The organism is Enterobacter sp. 3U4 (genome assembly GCF_057224565.1).
In genome coordinates this window covers 1,383,394-1,402,323 of the sequence record NZ_CP136665.1, presented here as the reverse complement: position 1 = coordinate 1,402,323, position 18,930 = coordinate 1,383,394, and the positions used below count along the sequence as shown (strand labels likewise).

17 protein-coding genes are annotated in these 18,930 nt (G+C 55.7%); 4 read left to right on the top strand and 13 right to left on the bottom strand.

The genetic code is table 11. The features are described from left to right. Positions 1–148 precede the first annotated feature (148 nt). A complete protein-coding gene (gene mpaA / locus RVY89_RS06620; RefSeq protein WP_484827251.1) occupies positions 149–862 on the top strand; it encodes a murein tripeptide amidase MpaA in 714 nt (237 codons plus the stop codon). On the opposite strand, the gene ycjG is transcribed toward mpaA, so the two are convergent. Then, positions 853–1,818, bottom strand: coding sequence for an L-Ala-D/L-Glu epimerase (gene ycjG / locus RVY89_RS06615; RefSeq protein WP_484827250.1), 966 nt, complete (start codon positions 1,816–1,818; stop codon positions 853–855). The two genes, mpaA and ycjG, sit on opposite strands and share 10 nt — an antisense overlap. Before the next feature lie 107 nt (positions 1,819–1,925). Here ycjG and tpx point away from each other — a divergent pair, with 107 nt between their 5' ends. After that, positions 1,926–2,432 (top strand): thiol peroxidase, encoded by a 507-nt coding sequence (tpx, locus tag RVY89_RS06610; RefSeq protein ID WP_023335907.1) that lies wholly within the window; start codon positions 1,926–1,928, stop codon positions 2,430–2,432. A 275-nt stretch (positions 2,433–2,707) separates the two neighbouring features. Continuing rightward, positions 2,708–3,916, top strand: a complete 1,209-nt coding sequence (locus tag RVY89_RS06605) for an aldose 1-epimerase family protein (RefSeq protein WP_484827249.1) — start codon at positions 2,708–2,710, stop codon at positions 3,914–3,916. Positions 3,917–3,953: 37 nt separating this feature from the next. Here the strand turns inward: RVY89_RS06605 and tyrR are convergent, their stop codons facing one another. The 3 genes from tyrR to RVY89_RS06590 all read right to left on the bottom strand — a co-directional run bounded on the left by tyrR (position 3,954) and on the right by RVY89_RS06590 (position 8,054). Next, entirely contained in the window at positions 3,954–5,495 is a 1,542-nt protein-coding gene (gene tyrR / locus RVY89_RS06600; RefSeq protein WP_023312028.1) for a transcriptional regulator TyrR, read from the bottom strand. A 112-nt stretch (positions 5,496–5,607) separates the two neighbouring features. Then, entirely contained in the window at positions 5,608–6,660 is a 1,053-nt protein-coding gene (locus RVY89_RS06595; protein ID WP_484827248.1) for a TIGR01620 family protein, read from the bottom strand. Further along, complete coding sequence (locus RVY89_RS06590) at positions 6,657–8,054, bottom strand: YcjX family GTP-binding protein (RefSeq protein ID WP_371898301.1); 1,398 nt, start codon at positions 8,052–8,054, stop codon at positions 6,657–6,659. Before RVY89_RS06590 ends, RVY89_RS06595 begins: the two co-directional genes overlap by 4 nt. Positions 8,055–8,209: 155 nt before the next feature. Between RVY89_RS06590 and RVY89_RS06585 the strand changes: the two genes are divergently transcribed. Then, positions 8,210–9,220, top strand: a complete 1,011-nt coding sequence (locus RVY89_RS06585; RefSeq protein WP_484827247.1) for a LacI family DNA-binding transcriptional regulator — start codon at positions 8,210–8,212, stop codon at positions 9,218–9,220. A gap of 34 nt (positions 9,221–9,254) precedes the next feature. Here the strand turns inward: RVY89_RS06585 and RVY89_RS06580 are convergent, their stop codons facing one another. The 9 genes from RVY89_RS06580 to RVY89_RS06540 all read right to left on the bottom strand — a co-directional run bounded on the left by RVY89_RS06580 (position 9,255) and on the right by RVY89_RS06540 (position 18,927). Then, positions 9,255–10,169 carry an OmpG family monomeric porin gene (locus RVY89_RS06580; RefSeq protein WP_484827246.1) on the bottom strand — a complete coding sequence of 305 codons (915 nt, stop codon included), beginning with the start codon at positions 10,167–10,169 and terminating at the stop codon, positions 9,255–9,257. A 66-nt stretch (positions 10,170–10,235) separates the two neighbouring features. Beyond that, on the bottom strand, positions 10,236–11,318 hold the full coding sequence (locus RVY89_RS06575) for an ABC transporter ATP-binding protein (protein ID WP_371898304.1): 1,083 nt from the start codon (positions 11,316–11,318) through the stop codon (positions 10,236–10,238). Between the two features lie 13 nt (positions 11,319–11,331). Further along, positions 11,332–11,997 (bottom strand): beta-phosphoglucomutase, encoded by a 666-nt coding sequence (gene pgmB, locus RVY89_RS06570; RefSeq protein ID WP_484827245.1) that lies wholly within the window; start codon positions 11,995–11,997, stop codon positions 11,332–11,334. After that, the gene (locus tag RVY89_RS06565; RefSeq protein WP_484827244.1) at positions 11,987–14,266 is read right to left on the bottom strand and encodes a glycoside hydrolase family 65 protein; all 2,280 of its coding nucleotides are present in this window, start codon (positions 14,264–14,266) and stop codon (positions 11,987–11,989) included. The genes pgmB and RVY89_RS06565 overlap by 11 nt, the downstream gene beginning before the upstream one ends. Then, a complete protein-coding gene (gene ycjS, locus RVY89_RS06560; RefSeq protein WP_484827243.1) occupies positions 14,260–15,318 on the bottom strand; it encodes a D-glucoside 3-dehydrogenase in 1,059 nt (352 codons plus the stop codon). The genes RVY89_RS06565 and ycjS overlap by 7 nt, the downstream gene beginning before the upstream one ends. A gap of 11 nt (positions 15,319–15,329) precedes the next feature. After that, entirely contained in the window at positions 15,330–16,118 is a 789-nt protein-coding gene (gene ycjR, locus RVY89_RS06555) for a 3-dehydro-D-guloside 4-epimerase (protein ID WP_484827242.1), read from the bottom strand. A gap of 17 nt (positions 16,119–16,135) precedes the next feature. Next, entirely contained in the window at positions 16,136–17,188 is a 1,053-nt protein-coding gene (gene ycjQ / locus RVY89_RS06550; RefSeq protein WP_484827241.1) for a D-guloside 3-dehydrogenase, read from the bottom strand. A 28-nt stretch (positions 17,189–17,216) separates the two neighbouring features. Next, complete coding sequence (locus RVY89_RS06545) at positions 17,217–18,059, bottom strand: carbohydrate ABC transporter permease (RefSeq protein ID WP_484827240.1); 843 nt, start codon at positions 18,057–18,059, stop codon at positions 17,217–17,219. Continuing rightward, on the bottom strand, positions 18,046–18,927 hold the full coding sequence (locus RVY89_RS06540) for a carbohydrate ABC transporter permease (protein WP_436438435.1): 882 nt from the start codon (positions 18,925–18,927) through the stop codon (positions 18,046–18,048). Before RVY89_RS06540 ends, RVY89_RS06545 begins: the two co-directional genes overlap by 14 nt. Positions 18,928–18,930 lie beyond the last annotated feature (3 nt).

Sequence of the window (18,930 nt, the reverse complement as noted above, 5' to 3'; positions counted from 1 at the left end):
CGTAATTATTTGTTTCGACAATAAGAAATGCAAATAACTTACGCCTGAATAGTGATTTAAGGCAATTCTCAGCCGTTACGGAAACTATTTGATTAACAGCGGCTTTTGCACAACACTGCCAGTAGAGACTTCTTTATCAGGATTTCGTATGGCAACCACCCGACCACGCGCGGAGCGCGGCGCCTTTCCTCCGGGCGCTGAACAATATGGCCGCTCATTTTTAGGCGCATCGCTGATCTGGTTCCCGGCGCCCGATGCCGATCGCGACAGCGGTTTGATTATTGCCGGCACGCACGGTGATGAAAACTCGTCTGTCGTCACGCTCTCTTGCGCGCTGCGGACATTGACCCCTTCATTACGACGTCATCACGTGATTCTTGCCGTCAATCCGGATGGCTGTCAGCTGGGATTGCGGGCGAATGCGCGGGGAGTCGACCTGAACCGTAATTTCCCGGCGGCAAACTGGCGCGCCGGCGAAACGGTTTATCGCTGGAACAGCTCCGCCGAGGAGCGGGACGTGGTGTTGCTAACGGGAGACAACCCTGGCTCAGAGCCGGAAACGCAGGCGCTGTGCCAGCTTATCCATAAGATCCACCCCGCCTGGGTTGTCTCCTTCCACGACCCGCTGGCCTGCATTGAAGATCCGCGCCACTCTGAACTGGGCGCATGGCTGGCCCGGGCGTTCGACCTGCCGCTCGTCACCAGCGTGGGTTATGAAACACCCGGATCATTCGGAAGCTGGTGCGCCGACTTAAGCCTGCCCTGCATCACCGCTGAGTTCCCGGCGATTTCCTCCGACGAAGCCAGCGAAAAATACTTAAAAGCCATGATGGAGCTTCTGCGCTGGCAGCCTCAGAGATGAAGCACGCCGCTGGTAAATTTAAGGGCCGGTGAAACGTCAACCGCCAGCCACGTCGGGCCATCCAGATCGGCGAAACGCACCTGATTGACCAGCGGCAGCGCCGCGCCGATCGCCCGGGAGGTGCATAGCATGCATCCCAGCATCAGGGCGAAGCCCTGCGCCCGGGCGTCCGCCGCCAGGGCCAGGGCTTCTGTCAGTCCACCTGCCTTATCGAGCTTGATATTGACCATGTCATAGCGGCCCTTAAGCTCGCTTAAATTCTCGCGGGTGTGGCAGCTTTCATCCGCGCACACGGGCAACGGATGGATAAAATTCTTCAGCGCCGCATCATCTTTTACCGGCAGAGGCTGCTCCAGCATCGCCACGCCCAGATCGGCCAGCAGCTGGCATCGCGCGGCGAGCCCTTCGGGGTGCCACGACTCGTTGGCGTCCACAATCAGCGTGGCTGAGGGGACCGCCGAGCGAATAGCGACCATCCGCTCGCTGATCAGACGATCGTCTAGCTTCACTTTTAACAGCGTGGCTCCGGCGTCGTAGAGCGCTTTCGCACTGGCGGCCATCTGCTCCGGCTCACCAATCACGACGGTTTGCGCGGTCACGATCGATTCCGGCATGACCACGCCCAGCAATGACGTCAGCGATTTTTGCTGCTGAGCGCCTTCAAGGCTCCAGAGCGCACAGTCGATGGCGTTGCGCGCCGCCCCGGCGGGTAACCGCTGCTGTAATGCCTCGCGCGTGAGCCCTTTTTGCAGGTCTGGCACCAGGGTTATGATCTGCGCCATTACAGATGCAAGGCTTTCCCCATAGCGAGGATAAGGCGTACATTCCCCGACGCCTTTCACACCCTCTTCTTCGATTTCAACCACGACCACGCTGGCTTCACTTCGGCTGCCGCGAGATATCACAAACGGGGTATGCAATGGCCAGGCTTCTTCATAGACCTTAACGCTTCTCATCACTGACTCCTTGCGGCCCGGTAAGGCGAAAAATTTGGTTTGCCGTGTTATCCGCTGATGGCATACACTAGCCACGACGTTAACTATATGTAAACAGGAAGATATCTATGTCACAACTCGTTCATTTCCAGGGCAACCCGGTTGCTGTAGCAGGTTCCATTCCGCAGGCTGGCAGCAAAGCGCAGGCTTTTACTCTGGTGGCTAAAGATCTGTCTGACGTCACACTGGCTCAGTTTGCGGGCAAACGCAAAGTACTGAACATTTTCCCAAGCATTGATACCGGCGTTTGTGCCGCATCCGTGCGTAAATTCAACCAGCTGGCGACTGAAATGGACAACACCGTTGTGCTGTGCATTTCCGCTGACCTGCCGTTTGCCCAGTCCCGTTTCTGCGGTGCCGAAGGCCTGAGCAACGTTATCACCCTCTCCACCCTGCGCAGCGCAGATTTCCTCGAGAAATACGGCGTTAGCATTGCGGAAGGCCCACTGAAAGGTCTGGCAGCACGTGCTGTACTGGTTCTGGATGAAAACGACACCGTTGTCTTCAGCGAACTGGTTAACGAAATCACCACCGAGCCGGACTACACTGCCGCGCTGGACGTGCTGAAAGCATAATAAGTCCTTAGCATTCTATACAACTTATTCTCAACCTCGCTACGGCGGGGTTTTTTATTACTTCCAGGCTGAATCGTTAAAGCACAAATGCGCACAAGTCACATTAATCATGCAATAACTAAGGCAATATGTAACATGAGCGTGATCAATTACGCATAATAATCGTTAAAATCCCCTATTTTCACCCCGAGTGAAGCCCATCACATTTCCCTTTTTGTCTAAACATTAGATTTGCTTACGAAAGAAAATAATCGTTTCAGCAAAAAGGATAATATATGAAGATTAAATTCGCTTTTACGCTCCTTGCGGTCATGATTTCTGGCCATGCCGCAGCTAAAACCTGGGTGCTGACAAGCGCTGAAAGCAGCGTAGAGAAAGGAAACTGGAAGATTTCCAGTGACGAGCTGAAAGTTAAGGATCAAACGTTCAGCATTGAGCAAAAAGTCTTACACGGCGGTAAGCAGGAAGGCAGCAAAGTCATCATTATTAGCAGCAAAGATGGCCTCTCCATCACCCTGAGCCCGACCCGCGGGATGAACCTTCTGCATGTAGAAGGTTTTGGCACCCGGCTGGGATGGAATTCACCCGTCAAAGAGGTCGTTAATCCGGCTTATATCAACCTTGAAAGCCGAAACGGTCTCGGCTGGCTGGATGGTTTCAACGAGATGATGGTGCGCTGTGGCTACGAGTGGACAGGTCATCCGGTCACCGCGGATGGGCAAATTTATACCCTTCATGGCAGGGCCGGTAATACCCCTGTATCGCAGGTAGAGGTCGAGGTTGCGGATGCCGCCCCGCATGAGATCCGCGTTCGGGGTTTGATCAAAGAGAGCACGTTCAAAAAAGCGGATCTGCAGACCATGACCGAACTGCGCTACGTGCCAGGGACCAACCAGTTCAGCCTGCATGACGTTCTGACCAACCATGCCGATTACCCTCATGATTACCAAATCATCTATCACAGCAACTTCGGGACGCCGATCCTCGAAGAAGGCGCCCGTTTCCTTGCGCCGGCGGCAAGCGTAAGCCCATTCAATGACTACGCCAAAGCGGGCGTTAACGACTGGCAAACCTACGCCGGGCCGACAAAAGGCTTTGATGAGATGGTCTTTAACATTCAGCCACTCGCAGACAATAACCACGAAACGCTCGCGGCAGTGGTCAATAAAGCCGGAGATAAAGGCGCATCAATCCAGTTTGATACGCGCCAGCTACCCGTGCTGACCTTATGGAAAAACACCGACACGCTGAAGCAGGGCTACGTCACGGGCATTGAACCGGGCACCAGCTACGCCTACCCCGTCACGATTGAACGCGAACAGAAGCGGGTTAAGCAGCTGGAGCCCGGCGCCAGCGCGCAGTTTGATCTGACCTATACCCTGCTGCACAGCCCGCAGCAGGTGAAAGACGTCGAAAGCAGGATTGCGTCGATTCAGGGCGAGACAAAAACAGAAATCGTTAACACGCCGATGGCGAAGGAATAAACCTGAAATAAAAAGCCTCTTTGCAGAGGCTTTTTTGTTATTCGTCACCTTTCTTATGATTCAAACCATATTCACGAAGCTTATTTGCGATTGCGGTGTGCGACACGCCCAGGCGTTTTGCCAGCTTGCGGGTGCTGGGATAGCTGCGGTACAGCTGCGTCAGCACAGAGCGCTCGAAACGGCTGGTGATATCATCCAGCGACCCTTCCATCGCCTCTTCGCCTACCGATACCGTTCCGGCGTCGTAATCCGGCAACAGGATGTCCTGCGGGCGCAGCTCATACCCTTCAAGCTGGGTCAGCGCGCGATAAACGGCGTTTTTAAGCTGGCGAATGTTGCCCGGCCAGCCGTAGCGCATCAGCACCGTGCCAAGATCGGCAGACAGCTTCGGACGCGGCACTCCCTGCTCGTCGGCAAAGCGGGCGACGAACAGCTCCGTGAGCGGCATGATGTCCTGCGGACAGTCGCGCAGCGGTGGAATGTTCAGCGTCAGGACGTTAAGGCGGTAATAGAGATCCTCGCGGAAGATCCCCTTTTGCACCAGTTCAACCAGGTTTTTCTGGGTGGCGCAAATAACGCGCACGTCCACATGCACTTCGTGATCCTCACCGACGCGGCGGAACGTGCCGTCGTTCAGGAAACGCAGCAGCTTAGCCTGCATACGCGGCGACATTTCGCCGATTTCGTCCAGCAGCACCGAGCCGCCGTTAGCCTGCTCGAAGAACCCTTTCTTGCCCTCCGGCGCGTGACCAAACAGCTCGCTTTCAACGGCATCTTCCGGAATAGATGCGCAGTTGAGTGCCAGATAAGGCTTAGCCGCACGCGGACTCGCCAGATGCACGGCGTGAGCCAGCAGGTCTTTCCCAGTGCCGGTATCCCCGGTAATCAGCAGCGGCGCGGTCAGGCTTGCGAGCTTGCGCGCCTGATCAACCACATGACGCATTTTCGGGCTGACGGCAATAATCTGGCTGAATGCGCCAACGTCCTGACTGGAGAGGTTTTGCAGCTGGCGCCCCATGCGTAGCGTCGAGCGCAGCATGATCACCGCCCCGGTCAACACGCGGGTATTCCCTTCCCCTTTCAGATAGACCGGCGTGATCTCCATCAGGAAATTCTGCCCGTTAATCACCACATGCTCGCTAAGCGTGTTCTGCGGATTGCTGTCCAGCCAGCGCTGGAAGTTAAAGCCGGGGATCAGCTGCGCGGCGTTATGATTGCTGAGCTTCTCCTGACTCTGCGCGAAAAGCTGGCAGCTCGCGTGGTTAACGCGCTCAACTTTGCTTTTCAAATCAAGGGAGAGGAACGGCTCAGGCATGGCTTCCAGCAGCGCGCTCAGCGCCAGGTGCTCGCGCTCAGAGGGCATCCAGGGAATGGTGCGTACATCCGTAACGCCAGCGATACGGCGGATTTCCGCCATCAGGCTGCTGAAGGTGTTAAATTCAATTTCGGCAAAATTGAGGTAAATTCGCCCGACAGGATCGATCTCAATGCCACGTAAATCAATGCTACGTAAAACAAGAAGATCGAGTAATTCGCGGGTCAGACCGAGACGGTCTTCACAGAAGACTTCAAGACGCATGGGAAATTCACCGTTCTAAGCCAATAACACTAAAATGATATGTCAGAACACGGTGATCCGGAAGATGGCTGTCAACAAATATTGACAGCCAGCACGATTAGTGAACAAAACCTCACGGAGTCGGTTTTTTATTGAGCGTCTCTTTGAGCTGACCGATCAGTTCACGCCTGAAATCCCCCAGACGGGGCTTATCGCCATCGATCCACGGCAGCGGACGGCAGACTTCCATCGCTTTAATCCCCAAGCGCGCGGTTAATAATCCCGCACCGATACCCTGAGCCGCGCGGGCAGAGAGACGCGCCGCCAGATCCTGCGACATCCAGTCCATTCCCACTTCGCGCACCAGCTCACTCGCCCCGGCAAACGCGATATTGAGCAGGACCAGCTTAAACAGCCTGAGTCGACTGTAGTAACCCAGCTCTATGCCGTAAAGGTTCGCGATACGGTTGATCAGGCGCAGGTTACGCCAGGCGATAAAGGCCATATCGACCAGCGCCAGCGGGCTGACGGCAATCATAAGGGTGGATTCCGCCGCAGAACGGCTTATCTCGCGCCGTGCCTGGGCATCCAGTACCGGCTGAACCATATGGGAGTAGAGCGTCACCACTTCCCGGTCATTCTGGGTTTCATGGATGGCGGCATACCAGCGCTGAAGCGCCGGATGCGACTGATCGATTCCGGCCTGGCTGGCCAGCTTTTCACAGAATGCGCGCCCTTTCCCGGTGCCGTGGCTGTGGAGCAGATCCCGCGCTTCATCACGCTCGTGCGCGCGCTGGCGCAGACGCCAGAGCCGACGCCACTCGGTGGCAACCGACCCGATGCCCGCCCCCACAATCAGCGCGCCCGCGGCGCATCCGCCCAGCGCGACCCAGTCCTGAGTATGCCAGGCATTCATCGTCCACTGCACGCCCTGACCCACCACGCTTACGCCAAACAGCGCCAGACCGGCGGTAACCATCCTGCGCCACAGGCTGCGTTTTGGACGCAGAGCGGCTTCCACAACCGCCTCCGCCGGACCTTCCTCGACGCCCGGCTCCTCAGTCAGGGCCGGGGCAAAGTTATCAGCCTGCGTGCCGCTGAACGTCTGTGCGGTTTTGAACGCCTCCTGAGGGTCCTGCTCAAGCGTTCCGGTAAAGTCTATGCGCGGTTTTAACGGTTCCGTCATCGCAATTTATCTCCAATCAAAAACTCCAGCGCCGCATCCAGACGGATGTGCGGTAATGGCCTGTCGACGCTCATTGCCTGCGGGCGGAAGGCTTCAAACTGGAAGCCCTGGTTCTGCCAGAAGGCCTGCCCCGGCAGCCGAGCAGGCACTTCGCCGGGATAGACGGTAAGGGGTTCACCGTCGCTGAGCCGGTTCCCGCGTAATGCCGGTATTTTCTCGCCGTTAAGGTCAATCAGCCCGCTTTGCGTTGCCTGCACCGACGCGAGCCCAAGGCAATCCATGCCGATCCCTTCGAAGGCGGCGTTTTGCCAGGCGTCCTGAACCAGCTGCTGCAGCAGCGATACCATATTGGCATGCTGGTCGACCGTGACGTGATCGGCCTTCGTGGCCGCAAAGAGCAGTTTGTCGATCACCGGCGAAAACAGACGGCGGAACAGCGTCCGCTGCCCGTAGTGAAAACTTTGCATCAGCTGCGTCAGCGCAAGGCGCATATCGTTGAAGGCCTGTGGCCCGCTGTTGAGCGGCTGCAGACAATCCACCAGCACAATCTGACGGTCAAATCGCAAAAAGTGGTTTTTATAGAATCCCTTGACCACTTTTTCACAGTAGTAATTGTAACGCTCGCGCAGCATCCCGGCGTTAGTGTGCCTGTCGGCCTGCGCCAGCTTTGACTCGCCCACCCCATCAACATCCGGCCAGGGGAAGAACTGAAGCGCAGGGGCGCCCGCTAAATCACCCGGCAGGACAAAACGACCCGGCTGAATGAAGTGCAACCCTTCCTGCTTGCACTGATGCAGATACGCCGTCCAGGCGTCGGCAATGACCGCCAGACGATTTTCATCGGCCGGGGCAAGCGGGTCTAAGCCTTCGCACAGCTGCCGCCATTTTGCCGACCACCCGGCGCGCTGCCCCTGCAGCAATCCCGTCATCTGACGGGACCAGCTGAGGTAGTCCTGCGCCAGCATCGGCAGGTCCAGCAACCATTCACCGGGGTAATCGACGATTTCCAGGTACAGCGTGGAGGTATCCTTGAAGTGGCGCATCAGGGATTCATTCGAGCGAAAGCGCAGCGCGAGGCGGATTTCACTGACTCCTCGCGTCGGCGTCGGCCACGTGGGCGGATCGCCGTAGAGCTGTGCCAGCCCTTCGTCATAGGTAAAGCGTGGAATACCAAAATCACGCTGAGGGACGCGCTTCACGCCCAGCAGGCGTTCTTCACGCACCGCGCTAAGCAACGGCAGACGCGCCCCGGCGTGCAGGTTCAGGAGCTGGTTTACCATCGCGGTGATAAATGCCGTCTTACCGCTGCGGCTCAGCCCCGTCACGGCCAGACGCAGGTGACGGTCAACGCCACGGTTCACCAGTGAATTGATTTCGTTTTTAAGTCGCTTCATCGCCGTCCTTCGTTGCCTGGAAGCCTTGAATGCATGGCTTCAGAATACAATAAATGGGGGCAGATCGTTGATTATCAATTCTTATTTATTGCTATTGCCGTTTTCTCTCCAGTAAGATGAACGACATTGCTGTCAGTCCGGAGTGAGTAAGGTGTATGTCACCCACCATCTATGATATCGCACGGGTTGCGGGCGTATCGAAATCAACCGTTTCCCGCGTTTTGAATAAACAAACGAATATTTCTCCCGAAGCGCGGGACAAAGTGCTGAAGGCGATTGACGAATTAAATTATCAGCCCAACAAACTGGCTCGCGCCCTGACCTCTTCAGGCTTCGATGCCATTATGGTTATTTCGACCCGATCAACCAAAACCACCGCCGGCAATCCTTTTTTCTCCGATGTCCTTCATGCCATTACGGCAAAAGCGGAAGAAGAAGGCTTTGATGTTATTTTACAAACGTCAAAAAGCAGCGAAGACGATCTGCTGAAATGCGTGAGTAAAATAAAACAGAAAATGATCAAAGGGATCATTATGCTGAGTTCACCGGCAAATGAATCCTTTTTCACCACGCTGGATGCGTATGGCGTACCGGTAGTGGTTATCGGTAAAGTGGAAGGTGTGTATCAGAATATTTATTCCGTCGACACGGATAATTTCCATGACAGCGCCACGCTGACGGAAACCTTTATTAAAAACAGCCGCCGAAAAATTGCCTGCCTGCATGCGCCGCTTGATTATCATGTTTCGATCGATCGCCTGGCGGGCTATAAAGCCAGCCTGGAAAAGCACCACATTGCCATTAATCCGGACTGGATCAGGGATGGCGGTTATACCCATGAGAGCGCGCTCGCGGCGGCTCTGGAATTGCTCTCTTCACCCACGCCGCCTGATGCGGTATTTGCGACCGACAGCATGAAGTTGCTCAGCCTCTATCGTGCGGCGGATGAACTGAACCTGATGATCCCGGAGCAGGTGGTGATAGCCGGATACAGTGACCCGATGCTGTCTCTCATTTTAACGCCCGCTCCTGGCGGCTTTGATATCCCCACCCGAAAACTGGGGGAAGAGAGCTGCGATCTTCTTTTCAGGCGTATTGCGGGTCAGCCCGCCCCGCAAAAAGTGCTGGTTGATACCCACTTTTTGCTGGCCGCTTCCCTTCGCTAAAACCAGGGGCATACTGCCCCTGGCATGCCATCGGTCAGAACGCGTAGTTAACCCCAACGCCCGCATAGTGGAAGCGGTCGTTTTCACCCTCGTCATGGTTTTCCCATTCATAGGCGTATTCAAGCGTCATGGATAAACCGTTGGTGAAGTCATAGGCGTACTGCGTACCCAGTCGGTTGAAATTATGCCCTTCACGCTCAGGATCGTCCTGCCAGTCCCAGTTCGTCCAGCGATCGAGCCCCAGTCGGGTGTAAGGCGTTAAGGTCGTCTGGCCCAATGAAATAGGCAGATAGGCGCGGATTTCCTGGGTAGAAAACTCGCCGTTATTACGGGAACTATCCATATTGAAACCGCGCTCTAAATAGTAATTCACTTTAGCCGCAAAGGTTTCGTTAATGGTCCAGGTAAAGCCCGTTTCGGTTTCGACGCGGCTGTCAGCATAACCGGTTTTTTCCAGATCGTTGGCAAACTGATACATGGCAAACCATCCGCCAAAACGCCAGTCATCGGTTAATTTAATATTCCAGTCAGGCTGAACTTTATAGCGTTGCATATTAGCGCTGCCGTCTCTGGCGCCGTGTTCATCCTTAAAATGATAGCTATAATTACGGAAACCGCCGGTCAGACCGAACGTAAAATCATCGGTTCCGATAAAGCGATAGCGTAATTCAAATTCAGGCCGATCAAAATAGGTTCCACGGGTCATGCTGCTGTAATCAACCGGCCCCTCCTGATACATCGCCAGCGAAATAGTCCACGCATCCCAGGTAGCATTAAACCACACGGAGGGTTCATATAATCCATCTTTATCCTCCGCCTGGCCTTCGACGTTTTCTATTTCATACATCGCGCCAATATTAAACTCCCACTTTTTAGCCGTTTCTGTTGCATGTGCACAGCTAATCCCTGCGCACAGCACGAGCGCAGCACTTTTTAGTAGAGTACTCATCAAATATTCCCTTTATAAGTAACAAACAAAAAAACCGGAAATTTGCATTTCCGGCGAACACCTTTCTTATCTAATAGCCGCTTCGGTTTCAGCGTCGAAGAAATGGCACTTATTCATATCGAACTGGATATCAATATTATCCCCAGCGGCATAATCATTCGCGGCGCCAGCGCGAACAACCAGTTCATGGCCCCCAACGGTGGCGTAGAGCATGAACTCCGCGCCAGTCAGTTCGGCTACGCTGACTTTCGCCGCGATATTTTCACCTCGGCTCTGCAGCGTGAAAATATCTTCCGGGCGGATCCCAAAGACCACGGCTTTGCGCTGATACCCTCTGGCATTCAGTGACGCGAGCTTGTCTTCCGGGATCTCAAGACGCAGCGTTTCCGTGACGAAGTAGCGGTCGTCGATAGCGCCGCGAATGAAATTCATGGCAGGCGATCCAATAAACCCCGCGACAAACATGTTTGCCGGCTCGTTGTATACCTGCTTCGGTGCACCAACCTGCTGAATAATGCCGTCTTTTAAGATCACGATGCGGGTCGCCATCGTCATGGCTTCCGTCTGATCGTGGGTCACATAAATCATCGTGGTGTTGAGCTTCTGGTGCAGCTTGCTGATTTCAGCCCTCATCTGCACGCGAAGCTTGGCATCGAGGTTGGAGAGCGGTTCATCCATCAGGAAGACGCCCGCTTCGCGCACGATCGCCCTGCCCAACGCCACGCGCTGACGCTGGCCGCCGGACAGCGCGCCGGGTTTACGCTTGAGGTACTCCCGTAAGCCGAGGATCTGTGCCGCCCAGTTAACGCGCTCTTCGATAACCGCCGGGGCGATTTTCTGCATCTTCAGGCCAAAGGCCATGTTGTCGTAGACCGTCATATGCGGGTAAAGCGCATAGTTCTGGAACACCATAGCGATGTCGCGCGACTTGGCGGGCACGTCGTTCATGCAAACGCCGTCGATGACCAACTCGCCGGCGGAGATCTCCTCCAGCCCGGCAATCATGCGCAGCGTTGTCGATTTACCGCAGCCAGACGGGCCAACAAAAACGATAAACTCCTTGTCCTCGATTTCGAGATTAAAATCCTTCACCACGTGGACCTGGTTATCGTAAATTTTCTGAATATGTTTCAGTGACAGTTGTGCCATTTTTAATTCCTTATCAATACGCCCGGGAGGCCCAGAAATCGGTCAGGCATTTCCAGGTCAGTTCCTGCGTTGAATGAAGCTGTAATCCCGCATGGGTCAGGCCAGCGCCAATCCCGACCGACAGCATGCCCGCCGCGTTGATCGCCGCCACGCCTGCGGGTGCATCTTCAACTCCGATGGTCGTATCGGGACGGACGTTCAGGCCAGCACACGCGGCGAGAAAGATCTCCGGATCCGGTTTGGAACAAACAATGCGGGAGGCGTCGGCGCAAAAATCAAAGGCGCGATGAATACCCAGGGCATGCAGTATTCCAGGTGCATTGAGGGAAACGGAGGCGAGCCCAATTTTGACCTCTGCCGCCCGAATGTCCGCAAGCACCTCCCGGATGCCCGGCAGCAGCGACGCCTCGGTCAATGACGACAGCGATGCGACGTAGAGCGCATTTTTCTTCCCCGCCAGCGCCAGGCACTGTTTGTCGTCAAACGCCCCCTCTTTCCCACCGTGTCGCAGGATCCGCTGCAGGGATTCCATGCGGCTAATCCCCTTAAGCTCCTCGTTAAACACCTCATCGATAGTGATGCCGATCTCCTGCGCGACCGAACGCCAGGCGAGAAAATGCAGATGCGCGGTATCGGTGATAACCCCATCAAGATCGAATACAACGGCTTCAGGCTTCATGGCTGGCCTCCGTGGTAGCGGTCCCATTAAAAGATGAAAGAAATTCCCTACGAGACAGTGCCTGCCGCTCCGATACGCAAACCGTTTTTCCCCACAGGGTTAACGTGACGGGTGCGGAGGTATCGATGGTTAAAACGTCATTTTCAAACGTGAAGCGCAGGCGTGCGTTCTGCCAGCGAAGCGGGAAGGTAAGTTTTCGCCAGCGGGCGGGTAGCTTCGGCGCAAGATGCAGCTCGCCCTCAACAATCTGCATGCCGGCAAACCCCTGAATGACGCCGGACCAGATGGCGCCCGTGGCCGCGGCATGAATGCCGTCGTCGCTGCTGTGCGGATCGTCGCCAAGATCGATAGCCACGCCAGCGCGCCAGAAGGCGTAGGCCCCTTCCGTATCGCCACAGCGGGCGGCCACAATGCCGTGAATAGCCTTGCTCAGCGAAGAGTCATGGATCGTCCGCGGCTCGTAAAACGCCAGGTTGGCCGCACACTGGGCTGGGGTAAATTTCTCCGGCAACAGGTAGTTAAGCATCACCACGTCGGCCTGCTTGAGGATTTGCATCTCGTTAACTTCCGCGCGAGAGTAATCCAGCAGGATGGTCTGCTTGCCCGCTTTGGCTTTATAGCGGCTTAAATCGATCGCGGGTTTCGCCATGAATGAATCGTCCTGCGGGATCACTCCCCCGTCGTCGGCTTCCGGCAGCCACAAGCGGGCCAGGAAGGTGGTCGCCTTCTCCATGAAGCAGGCCTCTTCAAGCTCAAACATCGACATGAAACGGCATGCGCTAGCCACGTTGTGCCAGGCCAGATAGTTGGTGTAGGCGTTGTTATTCACATGCTCGGTGTATTCGTCCGGCCCAATCACATCATGAATTTCCAGGCGCCCGTTGACCTCCGTGGCGCGGCCCATCCAGAACGTTGCCGTCTCCACCAGCAGGGTCAGTCCTTCATTACGCATAAACGCGTCATCGCGCGTGGCCTGCCAGTAGGCCACAACGGCCCAGGCAATGTCCGCCACGATGTGGTGTTCGGCCAGGGCGGAGGCCACTTTCTGCCGCATGCCTGTACGGATGTTGATAGCCGCAAACTCCGGCGTTTCCTCTTTGCCGCTCGCGGCGCTCTCCCATGGGAACAGTGCGCCCGGCCAGCCGTTGCGGCGCGCTTTTTCCCGGGCCCCGGCCAGGTTCAGCCAGCGATAGCGCAGCAGACTGCGGGCCACCTGCGGCCGAGTGAAAAGATGGAAAGGCAGCAGGAATATTTCAGTATCCCAGAAGACGTGACCTTTATATCCTTCACCGGTCAAGCCCTTAGCGGCAATGCTGCTCCGCTCATCATGGGCTGGCGTCATGGTGGTCAGATGCCAGACGGCATAGTCCAGCGCCATCTGATCGTCAGGAGCTGCAGAAGCCACTTCCACCCGGGCGTCACGCCATACGTCTTCCCATGCGCAGGCTGAACTTTCCAGCAGCGAGGCATAACCCCTTGCCGCACAAACCTTGAGATCCGCCAGGGTTCTGCGCGCGAACGACTCCTGCGACAGGGCTTTATCATTGCGATGGGCCACCCAGACAAACTTATCCAGCGTGACAGTGTCACCCTGCGGTATCGTCAGGGAATAGTGGGCAGAGACACGACGATTTTTAGCGGTAAAGCAGCTTTCGCTGTCGGCTGATAGCTGACAAAAGGCTGAGATAACTACATCAGCGGCCCGGTCCTGCGTTTCATACACACCCTGCATATAGTGCTGGTCAAACACCCTGACGGAAATTTCATCCAGATGCTGCCGGCCCGTATTGGTTTGGGTCGCATCAATGCCGGTTTTCATCACTACCTGCGAGGCATCATCAAGCGGGGTGATCGCAAGCTGCATGGCCACGAGCGGCAGCTGATCCAGAGAGACAAAACGACGACTCTCCAGGCGATAGCGCTTTCCGTTGGGCGAACGCCAGACGACGCGGCGATGCAGTTCGCCGTTGGCAAACGCCAGCTCGCGCTGCCATTCGAGAATGTCCCCGGCCAGAAGAGTAAAATTCACCCCATCCAGCTCAACCTCGATACCGGTGATATCGGGCAAATTGATCAGCTCAGTGGTCTCGTTACGCCCCGCCTGATGATAGAGGCCCGCAAGATACATCCCTCGGGTTTGGTGGGTGTAATCTTCTTCGTGCGCAGCGCGAATGCCCATGTAGCCGTTACCGCATGCCATTATGGATGCGTACTTATTCAGACTGTGCGGACAAAAGCCCGGATCGGTTAATACAGACACGCTCAGCATAATGTTACGCTTTCCCCTGTTTCTGCCGATTGATAAAGCGCCGCGACAAGCTGCTGAATCACCAGCCCCTGTTCAGCATCTGCAATCATTACGGGCTCTCCCTGCACGTGACGGACAAAGGCCTCCATGCTGCGTAAATGTCGCTGGTCGTCAGCCTCTTCACGCTGAACCAGGGTTTGTAACGCCCCGGCGTCATCCTGATAAACGTGGGCCGGGAAAAGCGTCGCCCCCGCCTTTTCTCCGCAAAAGGCGACATTCATGATCGACTGCTCGCGAATATTCAGCGCGAACGAGGTATCCAGACGCAAAATGCCGCCGTTGCAGAATTCGATGGTGCCAAACAGGGCATCTTCCACCGTAAACTGTGCGGGATCCCACGCGCCGAACTGGCCGCTGCTTTTTTGGGTTCCCAGCCTCTGGAAGCCGTGCGCGTTGACCCTTTTGACCGCCGGGAAACCCAGCACGTACATCGCGGCATCCAGCATGTGAATGCCAATGTCAATCAGCGGCCCACCGCCCTGCAGCGCTTTGTTGGTGAAGACGCCCCAGCCCGGCACGCCGCAGCGCCGTAACGCCTGCGCCGAGGTGAAGTAGATTTCGCCCAGCGTTCCGTTCATCACGGCCTCGCGCAGCAGCTGCGTGTCGAGCGCGAAGCGGTGATGAAAATCATATGCCAGCACTTTCCCCGCCTTGCGGGCAGCCATCCGCATCTCATCGGCCTCTTGCGGCGTCATGGCGGGCGGTTTTTCGCACATCACGTGACAACCAGCCTCCAGCGCCGCCATCACATGCTCAAAATGAAATCGGTTTGGCGAACAAACGCTCACCACGTCCGGCGTAACCGCCTCCAGCATGGCGCACGCGTCCTGCCACGCCGACGGTATGGCATGCCGCTCCGCAAAAGCCTGTGCCTGTTCGAGGCGGCTGTCCATGACAGCCACCATCTGAACATCACTGCGCGTGGCGTAATACGAGGCATGCACTTTGTCCGCAACCTGCCCGGCGCCAATGATGGCGACGCGCAGTGGCGACGTTGTTGAAGCACTCATCACGCTCGTCATCCTTAGCATTCGCGTAAATAAGTGAGTGAGTCCCGATAAGCCTGAGCGGGATCTTCAGCACGTACGCGGCACTCGTAAACCACATAGCCCTGGTAATTATCCTCACGCAGCTGATCGAACAGGCTGGCAAAATCGAGGCTACCGCTTCCCGGCTGGTAACGGTGGTTATCAGCGATGTGCACATGGCCCAGCAGATCGCGATGCTGATGCAGCGCCTCCGTTAGCGAATCTTCTTCAATGTTCATATGATAGAAATCACCGATGATCTGCACGTGCTTGAGGCCGTTCTCTTCGATATAGCGTCGTGCGTCAGCCAGGGTGTTGATCATGTGATCCTGATAGCGGTTCAGCGGCTCCAGGTAGACGGTGGTTCCGGTGCGCGCTGCCACCTCATCCAGCCAGCGCAGCGAAGCACTCACCGCTTTACGGTCGCCTTCGAGGCTGCGTGGTGAGGTCATTGGCGGTAAACGGAAGGTGAACATTCCCCAGGCTGCAGGCACGATAATGCCCTTGCCGCCCACTTCGGCCAGCGCTTCCAGAATGCGTTCAATCTGCGCTAAGCCGTTCAGACGACGCTCTTCGATAAAGTCACCAATCCAGCCATCGTATCCGCCGCAGGCGGTCGTGACCGGCAGGCCGGTGGCCTTAATCGCCGCTTTCACCTCAGCGAGGTTTTCTACCAGCAGCTTGCCATCAATTTCATAGCCATCAAAACCCATCGCTTTGATGTACTTGAATTTCTCCAGGATATTGCCCGGGAAAAAGGCCTGATTTTGTGTTGCGATTTTCATGAGTTGCTTTCCTTAGCTTAAAAAGTGACGCCCATTTTGATGCTCAGTTCCGGATGCTGATCCACATATTTCATGTAGCTTTCAGCGCTGGTGGTGAAGGTCACAACCGGGTCGATCAGATCTTCACAATTCAGATAACCGTTCATCAGCAGTTCCCAGCAGGTCTCTTCAATACGCTTGCGGCTCCAGCGCGGGTAGTCCGGGTTTGGCTCACTGCAGGCGCGGGAGAGGACAATCTTCGCGTTGTTGAAGTGGGCTTCACGCCCCAGATTGAAGCCTGCAGCGAACGGTTTAGCGAACGCAACGTAGGAAATGGTGCCGCCGTAGGCGAGGCCGCGCAGCGCGGACTGCAGAGCATCTGCAAAGCCGCTGGTCTCAATAATCACGTCTGCGCCCTGCTTCCCGGTCAGCTTTTTAATTTCCAGACCGACATCTGTGCCGATTGGGTTCAGGCAGTAGTCCGCGCCATGACGGCGGGCAATGTCGCAACGGTGTTCGATAGGATCCACGCCGATGACGACTGACGCGCCGGCTTTTTTCGCCAGTTGGATAGCAATCTGCCCAATCGCGCCGAGGCCTACCACCACGACAAAATCCCCGACCCGCACGTTGGCATCACGCACGCCGCTCATGGCAAACTGTGCCGGATCGTAGCAAACGGCGTTCTTCCAGGAGGCCCCCTGCGGCATTTTACGCAGCTTGTAGTTGTTGACGGCATTCACGATGACCGTCTCCTGGAGCGGCCCGTAACAGCAGACGCGATCGCCACTCCGGTATTCCGTGACGTCAGCGCCGCATTCGATAATGTCGCCAACAATCATATTGCCCAGCTGGAACTTACCGAATTCGATCCCGCGGGCCGCCCCCTCTTCACGCGGGGTAAACATCTGCCACTCCGCATTGAACTCTTCATCGATAAATGGACTGGCCGCGCGAAAATCCACCACTTCCGTACCGTGTTTCGGTGCGCCAAAGCAGGCACGAATTTTCACTTCATGTCCAGCAACCGGGCGATCTTCATACTCTACGAGCGCCGCCACGCGTGGCGCTGTCGCAACTAATTTTTTCATGATTGACTCCTTGTTAAAATTGGCCGCCTCAGCCCTTCACGCCACCGGCGGTCAAACCACTTTTAATAAAACGTTCAGACAGGGCATACATGATGACCACCGGAAGTGCCGTCACCAGCGATGCCGCCATCATGCGACCCCAGATATAATCGGGTGTGCTAAAGAGTGTGTTCAGCCCGACCGGCAAGGTGAAGTTGCTGGCGCTGGACAGGAAAATGGACGCAAACAGATAGTCGTTCCACGCCACCATGAAGCAGTAGACAAACACCGATACGAGCCCGGATATCGCTAGCGGCACGGTAATACGGAAGATGATTTGCAGGCGGTTAAGGCCGTCCATCATTGCGGCTTCTTCAATTTCGTCCGGGATGGTGTCGAAGTAGCTGCGAAGCATGAACACCGCCGTCGGTAATGTCTGCGTCACCATGGTGATAATCAGCGCCAGCTCGGTGTCGTAGATCCCAAGGGCAGTGATGATTTTGAACAGCGGAACCACCAGCAAGATGCCGGAGAACATGTAGACGGTGTAAAAACTCGCATTGATCGTCGTGCGGCCCTTAAAACGCAGTTTGGACAAGGCGTAAGCGCCCAGCGTACCGAGAAACACGGCAATCACCGAGGAGGTCAGCGACACCACCATGCTGTTTCTGAAGTAATCCACAAACGGGAAGATCAGCGGGTTAAAGATGTCGATGTAATGCTGCAGCGTCCACGCCTGCGGCAGAATGGTCGGATGGAGCGAGATCACCTCTTTGGCACTCTTGAATGACGTCATCAGCATCACGAAGAACGGGAAAAGCGTGATGATCAGAAATACCGCCAGCCCGAGATAAAAACCAATACGGCTCAGTACGCGTTTATTTGTTGCCATTGAGGTTCACCCTTTTTCTGGTCAGCAGAATCACCGCGAAGATGATCACGAACAGCACCACAGAGATCGCCGCTGCTTTACCTAAATCGTTGAAAGCGAATGCGGTTTTGTAGAGATAGACGCCCAAAATATCGACCTTCGTGGTCAGCAGGTAGACGTCAGCAAACATGTAGAACATCCAGATGGTGCGAAGCGTGACCACCGTGGCCAGCACCGGCATAATCGCGGGCAGCGTGACGATACGAAAACGCTGCCAGGCATTTGCGCCGTCCATTTCCGCCGCTTCATACAGGGATTTATCAATGGTCTGTAAAATCGCCAGGAATGAGATAAACGCGTACGGGAAGTAACGCCAGATAGCGAACAGCACCACCAGCACGAAGCTGCTGCCCGGGTTGTCAAACCACAGCGGAGCCTGGTCATACAGGTGCAACAGGTCTACGCCCAGATAGTTCACGATGCCGTAGCCGTTGTTGAACATGTATTTCCAGGCAAACACCAGCGAAATAGACGGCGTGACGTAGGATAAAATCACCAGTGAACGTGCCGTTTTGCGCAGGCGAAATTCGCGATTAAAGAAGAGGGCGACGGCAAGACCCAGCACCGTGCTGCCAATCACTACCAGCGCCGTGTACCAGAATGTCATCCACAGCGAGTGCCAGAAAGCGGCATCGCTGAGAATGCGAATGTAATTGTCCAGTCCGACAAACACGGCGCTAATGCGCGGATTGAGCGGCAAGCGTAAAAAACTGATTTCAATATTGGAAATCATTGGCCAGGCCACCAGGCCCCCCAGCAGAATCAGGCTGGGGGCCAACAGCAGCATGGCGAAAGGCATATCTGAACGACCAGAAAACAACGTCTTCATAAT